The 13,318-nt window shown below is 36.6% G+C and carries 7 protein-coding genes; 3 read left to right on the forward strand and 4 right to left on the reverse strand.

All coding sequences use genetic code 11. From position 1 onward, the window contains the following. Window positions 1-82 precede the first annotated feature (82 nt). Complete coding sequence (locus ABXT67_RS04280) at window positions 83-1,159, reverse strand: endonuclease/exonuclease/phosphatase family protein (RefSeq protein ID WP_415376049.1); 1,077 nt, start codon at window positions 1,157-1,159, stop codon at window positions 83-85. 159 nt (window positions 1,160-1,318) lie between these two features. On the opposite strand from ABXT67_RS04280, the gene ABXT67_RS04285 reads away from it, so the two are divergent. The 3 genes from ABXT67_RS04285 (at window position 1,319) to ABXT67_RS04295 (ending at window position 6,036) form a co-directional block, all read left to right on the forward strand. Next, entirely contained in the window at window positions 1,319-4,174 is a 2,856-nt protein-coding gene (locus ABXT67_RS04285) for a carboxypeptidase-like regulatory domain-containing protein (RefSeq protein WP_415376050.1), read from the forward strand. A gap of 29 nt (window positions 4,175-4,203) precedes the next feature. Beyond that, a complete protein-coding gene (locus ABXT67_RS04290) occupies window positions 4,204-5,619 on the forward strand; it encodes a DUF5689 domain-containing protein (RefSeq protein WP_415376051.1) in 1,416 nt (471 codons plus the stop codon). Between the two features lie 276 nt (window positions 5,620-5,895). Beyond that, window positions 5,896-6,036, forward strand: a complete 141-nt coding sequence (locus ABXT67_RS04295) for a hypothetical protein (RefSeq protein WP_415376052.1) — start codon at window positions 5,896-5,898, stop codon at window positions 6,034-6,036. Window positions 6,037-6,490: 454 nt separating this feature from the next. Here ABXT67_RS04295 and ABXT67_RS04300 read toward each other — a convergent pair whose 3' ends face one another. The 3 genes from ABXT67_RS04300 to ABXT67_RS04310 all read right to left on the reverse strand — a co-directional run bounded on the left by ABXT67_RS04300 (window position 6,491) and on the right by ABXT67_RS04310 (window position 13,141). Beyond that, window positions 6,491-8,386 (reverse strand): OmpA family protein, encoded by a 1,896-nt coding sequence (locus ABXT67_RS04300; RefSeq protein WP_415376053.1) that lies wholly within the window; start codon window positions 8,384-8,386, stop codon window positions 6,491-6,493. A gap of 25 nt (window positions 8,387-8,411) precedes the next feature. After that, the gene (locus ABXT67_RS04305) at window positions 8,412-9,332 is read right to left on the reverse strand and encodes a type IX secretion system membrane protein PorP/SprF (protein WP_415376054.1); all 921 of its coding nucleotides are present in this window, start codon (window positions 9,330-9,332) and stop codon (window positions 8,412-8,414) included. A gap of 107 nt (window positions 9,333-9,439) precedes the next feature. Beyond that, a complete protein-coding gene (locus tag ABXT67_RS04310; RefSeq protein WP_415376055.1) occupies window positions 9,440-13,141 on the reverse strand; it encodes a gliding motility-associated C-terminal domain-containing protein in 3,702 nt (1,233 codons plus the stop codon). Window positions 13,142-13,318 lie beyond the last annotated feature (177 nt).

The raw sequence follows: 13,318 nt of genomic DNA on the forward strand, positions 1-13,318 counted from the left end.
GAAAAAAGACAATAAGAAGCTGAAATTTCACTCGTTGAAATCTCAGCTTTTTTATCCTTACAACGCTAACTGCTGCTAAATATTATTTTTGTTCACTAATTTCCGATGGAGTCTTTTCTTTTATTAAGTATATATATACTGGAAAATGATCGCTGTAACCACCAGTAAAAGAGCCGTTCCCGAAACTACGATATGGGTAGCCTTTGTATTGACCTCTAGAATTTGTTAAATAAGATTTGTTATAAATACCTGCTTTGTAAAACCGATACGTCGTAAAATCTTTTTTAGTTAGCTCTGCAGAAACGATAATTTGATCAAACAAATTCCAGCCATCACGCCACGCCAAGGTTCCTAATCCATCTTTATACATTTCCTCCATAGGATTGTATAGTTGTTTTGTATTCATCCCAACACGTTTCGCTTTTGTCTTCAATATCTTTTTTACACTAGGGCTTGTTGGATCGTCATTAAAATCTCCCATTGTTATAATCTTCGCATATGGCTCCTCTACGAAAATAGAATCTATAATGTGCTTGTTTAATTTGGCGGCACTAATTCTCTTTTGGCGACTGCGGGCTTCTCCTCCGCTTCTTGACGGCCAGTGATTTACTATTAAATGTATTTTTTCTCCATCTAACATTCCACTTACCACCAATTGATCTCTCGTAAAGATTCGTTTCGTTCTATCATTGTTATCATAGATCAACAACTCATGGGCACGATAATTTGTTGGAATAAAAAGTCTCTTTTGATATAAAAGAGCTACATCTATACCTCTTCTATCAGGTGAGTCAAACTGGATAATCCCATAATCCTTTTTTAAAAGTGGTTCTTGATTAACTAGGTCTTCTAATACTTTTCTGTTTTCTGTTTCACAAATACCTATAACAGCCGGGGTAGTTCCCGTTACGTCACTGCCAATTTCGGCAATTACCTTCGCCATGTTCTTTAACTTTGCTTGGTAAATTTCTTCAGTCCAATGATCTTTTCCGTCCGGAGTGCGGTCATCATCAAATGTTATAGGGTCATTTTCTGTATCAAAAAGATTTTCTACATTGTAAAATGCAATGGTATTAACCTTATACTCCTTCTTAGCTTGGGCAAAGAGCATTGTACTAGTAAATAAACAAACAAAGAGTAGTAATTTATTGAGTCTCATCAGGGTAGAATATTATGTTTGTGTAAAATTTTATACAAATCGTGCATCAAAAATAGGTATTTCACAATTAAAATGTAGTTTTACACGCGATAACAATAAATTAACAACCTACCATCGTTAATCGGAATATTTTGGTGGTTAAAACCTTAAATTTTTGGAATGAAAAAACTCATTGTTACTTTTTTTACGATTTTTTTAGTCTCGGGCGCAATGCTAGCTCAAAACTCGATCGTAAAAGGAAGAGTAGTGGAAACAAATTCTAGCGAGGTCATTCCAAGTGTAAGTATTAGCATTCAAGCTAGTATTTTTGATGCGATGACAGATGCTAATGGCCTTTTTCTTATAGAAGGTGAGCTCCCACAAGGCGAACAAGTTTTATTAGTTAGTAAATCTGGCTTTAAATCTATTCGTGTCCCTATTAATGTTCTAAGAGGAAGACCATTGGACCTTAATCCTATTTTGTTGGATATTGACATTTCTGCAATTGAAGCTCAAATTGGCATAATTAGTCTTAGTGACAATGAACTCGATCAAGATGGAGGTACCGCCTTTAACACCTCTGGATTGCTGCAAGCGGGAAGAGACGCCTTCTTAAATGCCGCTGCATTTGACTTTAGCGCAACGTTCTTTAGACCTCGTGGTCTTGATAATGCAAATAATAAACTCCTTATTAATGGTCTTGAAATGAACAAGCAATTCACTGGCCGCCCGCAATGGGGAAACTGGGGTGGATTAAATGATGTACAACGCAACCGAGAGTTTAGTATGGGTCTTTCTCCTAATGATAACACCTTTGGAGATGTAGCAGGAACCAGTAACATAATTATGCGTGCTTCACAATACCGCCAAGGAGGTCGTGTATCGTATGCATCATCTAATAGAAGTTACCGTGGTAGAATTATGGGAACCTATAATAGTGGGTTACTGCAAAATGGTTGGGCCTATTCATTTTCTATAGCACGTCGTTTTGGAGACGAAGGATATCAAGAGGGTACCTTATACGACGCAAATTCATTTTTTGCTTCCGTAGAAAAGAAAATTAATAAAGATCATAGTCTTAATTTTACTGCTTTTTATACTCCAAACCGCAGAGGACGTTCTACTGCTATAACTCAAGAACAAAGAGATTTAAAAGGTATTAAATACAATCCAAACTGGGGAGAGCAAGATGGTGAAATTCGCAACAGCCGAATTCGGGAGATCGAAGAGCCAATTTTCATGTTAAATCACTACTGGAATATTGGTGAAAAAACCACCCTTAATACAAACCTTGGATATCAAAGTGGTACTATAAAAAACAGCCGCATAGACAATAACGGCACACAACTTTTAAGCACAATCGATGGACAAAACTTCTATGCTGGTGGTGCACGTAACCCAGCAGGCAACTACTACCAAAGACTTCCTAGTTACTTTTTAAGGTTTGAAAACCCAACAGCTTATAATTACCAACAAGCTTACCAAGCAAGAGAGCAATTTATTAACGATGGTCAAATTCCTTGGAACTCATTATATGATGCAAATATAGATGCCTTAGGGAATCCATCTTATTCGACTTATGTCATACAGGATGACGTGAATAAGGACAATCAATTTCAAATAAATTCTATTTTATTCTCTGAACTTACAGATAACATAACCTTGAATGCAAATTTAGCATACCGAAGTTTAAAAAGTGAAAACTATGCCGAAGTTCGTGACCTTTTAGGGGGTAATGGTTATTTAGATATTGACAACTTTTCTCAAGATGCTTCTCAAGATGGATCTGCAGAAGTTGCAGAAGGCACCTTAGCCCAAAGTGATGTTAGAAATCCTAATCGTTTTGTAACTGTAGGGGATCGTTACAAATATAATTTTGACTTAGACGTCAATGTGTTTTCTGGTTTTGCACAGGCACAATTTAAATACAATGCAGTAGATTTTTATTTAGCAGCAAACGCAGGTACTACAAGTTATCAGCGTACTGGACTGTATGAAAATGGAAATTTTCAAGGAGGGAATAGGTCTTTTGGCGAGAGCGAACAGCTAAATTTTAGCACTTTTGGTGTAAAAGGTGGTGCAACGTATAAAGTAACAGGCAGACACCTTATAGATTTGAATGCAGGATTCCTAACAAGAGCTCCAAGTATTAGAAACTCGTTTAGTAATTCGCGTCAAAATAATGATGTTGTCGTAGGATTAGAGACTGAAAAAACACAGAATGTAGATTTGAGTTATATTTATCGTTCCCCAATAGTAAAAGCAAGATTAACTGGTTTTTACAATACTATACAAGATCAAACAGATATTAATTTCTTCTTTACAGAATCTGTAAGAGATGCAGACGGTGACGGTCTTTTTGTTCAGGAAGTGCTTACAGGAATAGAATCACGCCGTGCAGGAGTTGAGATAGGAATTGAAGCACAAATAACCCCAACAATCAAGTTAAAAGGCGCTGCCTCCATGGCACAATATGTTTTTACCAATAATCCTAACCAGTATTTTACTAGTGATGATTTTGCAGGTGAGAGAACATTGGGCGATGGAACAACTAAGTTAGAAAACCTCCACATTGCAGGTGGACCAGAAAACGCATACCAATTAGGATTTGAATACCGCGATCCAAATTTCTGGTGGTTTGGCGTTACAGGAAACTACTTTTCAAACGCATATATAGACGTCAGTACCCTTAGAAGAAACGACAACTTTGCCAATGACACTGATGGCTTAGGTTTTAATGATTACGATCCAGAAATTGCAACGCAATTATTACAACAAGAACAATTTGATGATTATACACTTGTCAACGTGGTGGGTGGAAAATCTTGGAAAATTAAACAATACTTTGTTGGGTTCTTTGCAACCATTAACAACGTCTTTAACACACGTTATAGGACGGGCGGGTTTGAAGATTCTAGGATTGCAGATTATCGTGGTCTCGTAGAAGAATCAAATAGAGAAACTGCCGTTTTTGGCAACAGGTATTTCTTCGGAAACGGCACCACGTATTACCTTAATTTCTATGTAAGATTTTAATTTTAAAGAATATATTAAATATAATAAAGATGAAAGTAATAAATTTTTACAAACTAATCCTAGTATTTGCAACGGCACTTTTAGTAGTGTCTTGCGTAAAAGATGATGATTTTGATGTTCCGGATACCAGTGTAACTGCTCCAAATATTGAAGGCACCATTATTACCATTGGTGCTCTTTACGATGCATTGTTACAAAATCAAAATAATCCAATTACGTTCTCTGAAACGAACTCATTCATCTCTGGTTTTGTAGTTTCTAATGACGAATCTGGGAACTTCTTTGAAGAAATAATCATGCAAGACAACGCAGTTAACCCAACAAGAGGTGTACGTGTTTTGATCGATGTGAGTCCTTTGTTTACGTACGTCGAATTCGGTAGAAAAGCATTCGTGAAGCTAGATGGTTTGACTGTAGGCTTATCAAACGGAGTAATGACATTAGGGATTCCAAACGGAAATAACTTTGAAAAAATTCCAGAAGCTCAATTAAGAGAATTCGTTATTAGGGATCCAGAAGTAGCGTCTATTGAACCTAAGGTTATCTCTTTTTCTGAATTTAGTAATGAAAATATTAATCTTTACATTCGTTTAAACGATGTTCAATTTTCTTTTGAAGATGCTGTAGGAGATCCAAAAACTTTTGCAGGAGAGCCCGAAGATCAATTTGATGGTGAGCGCTCTTTAGAAAGCTGTGCGGCTGGACAAACTGTTGTTTTTAGCACAAGTACTTTTGCAGACTTTAAGTCTTTATTATTACCTGCAGGTAAAGGGACACTTGATGGTTTATTGACAATGGATTTCTTTGGAGAGGAGTTTAATGTGGTTGTAAATGACCCAACAACAATCAATTTTGACAATCCAGATCGTTGCGATCCAGAAATCGTAGACTGCGGTATTGCGGCAACAACAGGGATCAACGTGATTTTTAGCGACTTCTTTGAATCACAACAAACAAACAATCCAATAGCTGGAAACGGCTGGACGAACTATGCTGAAACTGGGTCTCAAGCTTGGGAAGCATTTTTTGACGATGGTGTAAATGCGTCTTTAGGAACATCTGCAACTATAGGATCTTTTATGTCTGGAGACGACAGCACGATAGCATGGCTGGTGACTCCACAAATTGATTTTGACGCACAAGACGGAGAAACTTTAAACTTTAAAACATCTAATAGTTTCTCAGACGGTAGCACTATGGCTGTATTAATTTCTTTTAATTGGGACGGCGTTGCAGATAATATTCCTAATGCTAATTGGAGCGAACTTCCGTCTGCATTTATTGTTGGAGACGATGATTTCTTTGGAGATTGGTTTCCTTCTGGTAATGTCGGCTTAGAATGTGTTTCTGGCACAGGTCATATTGCATTTAGATACACAGGTAATGGAAATGAAGATTTTGATGGTTCCTATGAACTTGATGAAATTGAGATACGATCCAACTAAATTTATAAAATTTTCAAAACTAAAAAGACACTCTATTTTGAGTGTCTTTTTTTTTTGCTCAAAAACTACTTTTTTAAGTTTCTAAATAGAAATCACTATTTTTAGGAAAATCAATACCTCATAATATCTCTTGGTTGTTTGCAATTTGAAAAAAATCAATCCTCAAAAAAGATTCATAAATGAAAACGTCTCAAAATCTTCTACTTATGCTTCCTTTTACAGCAGCGGCAAGCCTAACAGCGCAAACCAAAAATAGCCAATCATATAATAGTCCAGGTGATACAAACCTTAACGAACGATGTTGACGGAACAGCAAATGGAGGGGCAGAAAAACTGAAAAAAGCATTCCATCCTGATTTCAATTTATATACAATTTCTTATTACAGTTTAAGAGATCGCTCCGGAAAAAACATATAAAGAATGTCAAAGAAGCCGAAAAATCGAACAGCATTGGCAGGATAATTCCTATTGATTATGAGAAACATACCGCAATTTCTCAAGCAGAAATAGTGATTTTTTATTGGTGAATTTTTACCGATGACCATCTATTACTGAAACACGAAGGCATTTGGAAAATTGTCTAGAAATCCTAATCTTATCAATCTTTTCCCAAAAAGCTCAAGAAAGAATAAAGGAATTACTAATTAGAAAACCCAGGGTATATCAGGATTAAAAATAGTCCAATACTTTCTTCATTATTATTTCTCCTCCCAGTTTTGTCAAAAATAATTCTGACATCTTCAAAGGTTAAGTACGCGTGAGCACAAATAACCACATTTAAGAATTTCTAAACACAAAAAACCCTCATAAATAGTAATGCTACTAATATGAGGGTTTAAGCTTAATGGTTGGTTAAGCTATATTCTTAACACTACCTTTTAGTGATTGTAAACTCAGACCTTCTATTCTTTTGGTTTTGTTCCTCTGTGCAATTCACTCCACAAGCTACTACTGGTTGTGTTTCACCATATCCTTTAGCACTTAATCTATTTGCCGCGATATCCTTAGAGATAATGTATTGCAAGGTAGATTGAGCACGTCTCTCAGAAAGATTTACATTGTAACTATCTTTTCCTCGGAAATCTGTATGACTTGCTATTGCTATTTCCATTTTTGGATATTTATTCATAATACTCACTACCTTGTCAAGTTCAAAAGCAGCTTGAGGTTTGATATTAGATTTATCTAAATCAAATAATATTGAATTTAAAACAACCTTATCATCAACAATAATTTCTTCAATAGGGCTTAGATTGATTATAGCATTTACCTTTTCATCATTAGCAGAAGCAACAGCGGTAGCACTGCTCTCAAAGTTGGCTAAAACGGCTTGCACTTCATGCTCTTTATCACATTCAGCTTTAAACGCTACATTACCCTTAGCATCACTTGTTTTAGAACTTAATCTATTTTGCATTGCATCATATAAATCCACTCTCGCTCCTGCAATAGGGGTATTCGTTAGCTTACTTACCACTTGTACATTAATGGTTACTTCACAAGGAATATCTACTGGTTTGACAATATACATATCATCACTTCCTTTGCCACCTGTTCGATTAGAAGAAACATAACCTCTCTCTGAAGCCACATCATATTTGTATGCAAAATCGTCAGAAGCAGAATTTACTCCTGCTCCCATATTATTTACACCGCCAAAATCACTTCCAGAAGCCTCTGCATAAAACACATCCAAACCACCAATACCTAGGTGACCGTCACTTGAAAAGTAAATCGTTCCATTGCTATCCACAAATGGAAAAAGCTCTTTACCTTCAGTATTAATGTTATCTCCCAATCGCTGAGGAGCTCCCAACGTACCGTCCGCCATAATTGAAGCTTTATAAATGTCAGACATACCTTTTCCGCCAGGCATATCGCTCACAAAATATAAAGTCTTGCCGTCAGGGCTTAGTGCTGGATGTCCTACTGAGTATTCATTATTATTAAAATCTGCGGATACCACTCCAGACCATCCCTTTCCTGCAATCATTTCAGCATAGTAAAGGTTTATTTGGTTTACCCCTTCTTCACTTTTATCATAGTCGCCTTCAAAATAATCGTTGCGATCAAAATACAATCTTTTACCATCTGCAGAAACAACCGCATTACTCTCGTGGTATTTAGTATTTACATCTCCTTCTAATAATACAGCGTTCTTAATTGTTCCGCCAACATCTGTGGCTTTATAGATATCTAAAAACGGTTCTTCGTTCCATTGGTATTTTTTACGTTTCTCGTTACGGCCAGAAGCAAAATAAAAATCTTTACCAAACATAATACCACCAAAATCTGCATACTCACTATTAAGTTCTTCCATGTTCTCGGCAGAATAGCGTGCCATCTTATCCATCATTTGAGGGACATAATTGGGGTTTTTCATAAAATCCTTTGCACGAGTGTCGTCTGGTTTCATTTCGGCAAACTTTTTCATCCACGTATTATACTCACTAAACTTACCATTAGCCTTGAGTGATTGTGCATAATTATAAACCGATTCAGAATTCGCCTTTTTGCTCTTTACAACACGCTTATAATATGTCGCAGCTTTTTTAGTGTCATTTATGAAAAAGTAACTATTCGCGAGTCTTTCGAAAACGTATAGGTCACCATTTCCTCTTTTAAGTAATTTTTGATATGCTGCAGCCGCATCGGTATACGCTAACTGGTCATACAACTTATCAGCCTTTTTTGTTTTGCTATTCTGAGCAGTAACGAGTGAAGTACTTACTGCAATTAGTAAAAATATTGTATATATTTTATTCATTTTGAATGAAATTAAATGTTGTTAATTAGAAGTATCTTGGTGATTTTAATGTACGTGGCCTGCTAAATAAATCGAATGTAAGAATGATTTCGTGTGACGAATCTGCAACTACATTTATATCTGAATTTACAGCGTCATATGCATATCCAACTCGTACTTCTGGAAGAACTTGAAATCCTACAAGACCACTAAAGGAATCATCTAGTCTATAGGAAACTCCCAACTCAAACTTTTCAAAAAACAATGCATTTATGTTTGCGTCAAAAGACACCGGTGCATCGAAGGCAGATTTAACTAAAACAGAAGGTTTCAATTTAACGTTATCTGTTACTTGAAATACATATCCAGCAGTTCCAAAATAGTGATTGGTTTCGTTACCGTATTTAAGTCCGTTTTCGTCAAGGTGTACGGAGTTTAATAGATTGGGAACCGAAAATCCGACGTAATAATTATCCCCATAAAGAAATGCTCCCGCACCTATATTAGGATATGTATTACTAATGTTTTGAGAGAAAAATGGATCTGATTGGTCTTGTAATGTTAAATCTACCAAGCCCACATCGTGAAGGGTTATCCCCGCTTTTAGCCCAAATGCTAGCCTTGTAGTTTCACCCAATGGTATTGTGTACGAAAAATCTGCATAAATATTAGTTTCTTTTACAGGCCCCAATTGATCACGAATTGCGGAAAGCCCTAACCCAACTCTATCGTTTAGAGCGCCATGACCAGAAAACGTGAAAGTTTCTGGTGCGCCTTCTAGAGTTGACCATTGCTGACGATATAATGCAGTAAAAGATATACTTTCTTTAGAACCAGCATAGGCAGGATTAACTACATTCATATTGTACATATACTGAGTGTATTGTGGATCCTGCTGTGCGCTTGCAGAATCTATAAAGAGCGTGAAGCTCAGAAGTACTAATACTATTGATATTTGTTTTTTCATTCGATTTGAATTTTATTTTGTCATCGTTACAAATGACCTTAAAAATATTTATTTTTCTATTTGAAATACAGTCGCATAGAGATTTTCATCCCACACTAGAAGTTTACTTAATTTTGATCTCTATTAATGTAAATCCAGCCTGTAGGTGTTTGTGTTTCAAAGCCAGAATCAACATTTCTTAGTGTCAATACATAAAAATAGGTTCCCGTAGGAAGCTCTTCACCATCATCTGTTTGGCCAAACCATTGGTTTGAATAGTTATCAAACTCATATACTAGCCTTCCAAGCCTGTTGTATATTTGAAGTTTATCTATCCCTGTTCTATTAGCTAAGAATGAAAGATCTAATTCATCATTCATCCCATCCCCATTAGGTGAAATACCTTGTGAAACAACACAATTTGCATTGTCAGTATATAATGAAATATTTGTCGAGGCGGTGCCTGTGCATCCTTCTGCGTTTGTTATCACAACACTATATTGAGTTGTTGTAGCATTTTCAGGCAAACTTATAACAAGAGTGTTATTTGTTTCTCCTTGCACTGAGACTCCGTCCGCAAACCATTCATAAGTAACGCCCGTTTCGCTAGTAGTCGCACTAATTGTATTATTAAACTCAGGACATGTCTCAGGATCATTTGTCAAGGTTACTGTTAGTGGATCATTAATTCCAATCACAATACTATCTGTTCCCATACAACCGTTGGCATTTGTTACTACGACACTATACTCTGCAGAAGTATTCTCTGGTAGACTAAAATTAATTGAACTTCCTGTCTCACTAGCCAATAAATCACCATTCAAAAACCATTCATAGGTGAGGTTTGTTTCGTTTGAAGTGGCTGTTATTGTATTTTGAAAATCTGGACAAACGTCAAAATCATCACCCAATGATACCACAACGGGATCCAAAATTAAAACAACAATTTCATCTGTTATTATACAACCGTTTATTGTTGTGAGTTCCAAAGTATATGTCCCACTTTGATCCACTGTTATGCTTTGAGTAATTTCGCCAGTTGACCACAAGAAAGTTGCTCCTGTTGCATCACCAGTTATAATTGGATTTATAGTAAAATCTTCGCCATCACATATGGTAGCATCTAAGCCAAGATCTAGGACAGGAACATCAAGTATAATTACATCAACTGTAAATGTCATTTCGCTACAAGGCGGAACACTTACAACTACGGTGTGTATTCCTGAAGTAACAGGCATGTAAACCGCATTTGTTGATACAACAGCACCAACTGGGTCTGTCCACTCATATGTTACTGTACTTAAATCTATACCAGCATTAGTTGGAGTCGCATCTAAATCTTCAAAATTAATATCTGGGCAAAATTCTATTTCAGTGGGTAGATCGGTTGTTATAACGATTGGTTGCCCAATTAATAAATCAAAACTTGTCGTACTAAAACATGTAGCTTGTAAAGCACGCGCTACTCTTACAAATATCGTTTCAGGGTTTGAAACATTTACATACGCCGTAGGAGTTGCAATTGGCGCGTTTGCCAAGTCTGCATCAGCTTGAGAGATATGATATGAAAAATTAAAGTCTGCTGCGTTTTGTCCGTTTAATATTTCGACAGCAGTAGAAGTTAAATCAAATGTTGCTTCCTCGTTTCCTGTTTCGTCACATAATGACAAATCCATAGGAGCCACTAAGACAGGTGGCAACCCTTCTGCAAAAAGTCTTATGTCATCAATTGCTAAATCATTACCACAAGCTGCAAAAACAGTGTTCTCAATAACAATTTGAATTTCTGTAGCAACCCCTGAATTAAACTCTAGATTGTACCGAGTCCAATTGGGTGCTGTGCCATTAGCAACATCTCCGGTATTACCAGTTACAATAGTTGTTCCTCCAGCATCTTCAATTCTAAAATCTAAATTTGAAGGGGCACCGCCACTTGGGCAAATATTTGTATTTGTGTCATACACGGTGGTCATAAAAAAGTCAAAAATATGATCGGTATTAGCCGTTACTACAACAGTTCTTCTGTATAACTCTATTTCGTTGGCATCTTCAGAAGGATTGAAAAATATCATTCTTCCATCCGTATCATCATTTGTATTGTCTTGTAAATCATCGAACCAACCGGTATTAAGACCCGCAGATGTGTTGCTAACTGTATACTCATTAGCCTCCATTTGCGTAGTACCATTAAAGTCAAGTGGTGTAAAAGGATGCGTAACACGACCCGTACCAGTTTCAAAATCTTCAACAAGTACTAAATCTGTGCAATCAAAGAGCACACAACCTTCTTCTCTGGTAACGATAACGTCATCTGTTATTTCTTGAAATGATCCATCCGGTAATTCTACTACTAAGGCCGCAGTATAAGTAGTGGTTGCTTCTGGGCAAACATTAAGTACAGCATCATTACCTAGTACTGTTCCCGCCGCATCTCTCCATTCAAAGGTACTTGCATTAATAGGCGCCCCATTAGGCACAAATCTCCAACTTTCGTCCATCGCGGTCCAAGCTCCAACATTTCTATCTTCAGGCACACTAAATTCAGTAAGATTATTTCCTTGTAAAGCAATTACAGCCAAACCGTCATTCCAAGTAGTACAAATATCTTTGTTTACAATGTTTACGTCAATCACATTTAATGATTCGTATAATAAAATTTGTTGTGTTGTTAGAAGGTCTGTGCAATCAAATTGAGGAATTTCATTAAAATTTAGAACAAAAGTCCTAAACGGAGCGGTTCCAATTACAAAAAAATTAATGTTAGCTGGAACCGAAGCTGGGTTTATATCATGATAAGCCCCAAAAATACTATTTGCTACAAGACCGGGAGTGTTCATAGGAATCATATCTGTAGGATCCATAACCCAAGTATGGAAACCATTTAAGGATGTATCGAACGAAGCCACACCATTACCGGAAACTACAATACTATTATAGGTAACACCATAAAATGAGAATTCAAATGGTAATCCAATGGGGTCACTCCATTCATCATCTACGTCAATAGATGTTGGGTCTCCTCCGGTAAGAGGAGGAATATCGCATAAAGGTCCTTGTATTGTATATCCTGTTGTTTCTCTATTTGGGACTGCTATAAACGCTGCGACTATATCCACACATTGTGTCTCACATTCTAATAATATATCACTGCCAGCATCGACAAAATCACAATTACCTTGTACTACACACACAAATTCTTCGCTATCAAAATTGCAGTTAGCGTCTCCTGTATCTACTGAAAAAATAACCGCAAGTGCAGGATTATAAGGGCCAAATACTAATTGCCCAGGAGCCATAACAGACTGTGGAGCACTCCCTTGATTGTCTGTTACTGTAATAGTAGTGGCGCTGCCTAAATCTGTAATGTCTGCTGTTACACTATACATTTGCCCCGGATCACACATCTCATCTCCAACAAAAGTAACAACTGATTCGATACAGGTTAAACATACTACATCAAAATCAAAAGGGGTAAAACCATTATCGGCACAGTTAACAGAGGCATCACTATCAATCATAAAGGTGATCTCATTTCCTGTGGACTCAAACACCAGTCCAGTAAAATCACCTAAATTACCATTAGGTGTTGGATTTATATTAGTTACCCCATCAGTGTCTAAAATAATTACATCGTCAAAGGGATTTTCAACCATTCCCGCGTTAAATGAAAGACGCAATGGGAAGGCTGTATCTCCTACAAATGTAAAAGAGGTTAGATCGTTATTGGTATAACAGTAGGTGGTGTTTACAGGGCCATTAGCGCAAATTATAGCTGTATTTGTCTGACTATATCCTACACTAATTGACATTAAAGCTATGCACAAAGTCATAACGGTCCTTCTAGTTTTTACTAGAGAAAGAAATTTTTTAGCATGTTCGAGAGGTAATTGTATCTTCATCAAGAGAATTTTTTGATTATTTTGGACTCTAAAAATAGACAAAATAACTTAAGTGAGACAGCAACCTATGAAATTTAGACGTATTACCGTAATTTACCGATTAACGTT

Source organism: Patiriisocius sp. Uisw_017 (assembly GCF_047731265.1).
Taxonomy (GTDB): Bacteria; Bacteroidota; Bacteroidia; order Flavobacteriales; family Flavobacteriaceae; genus Patiriisocius.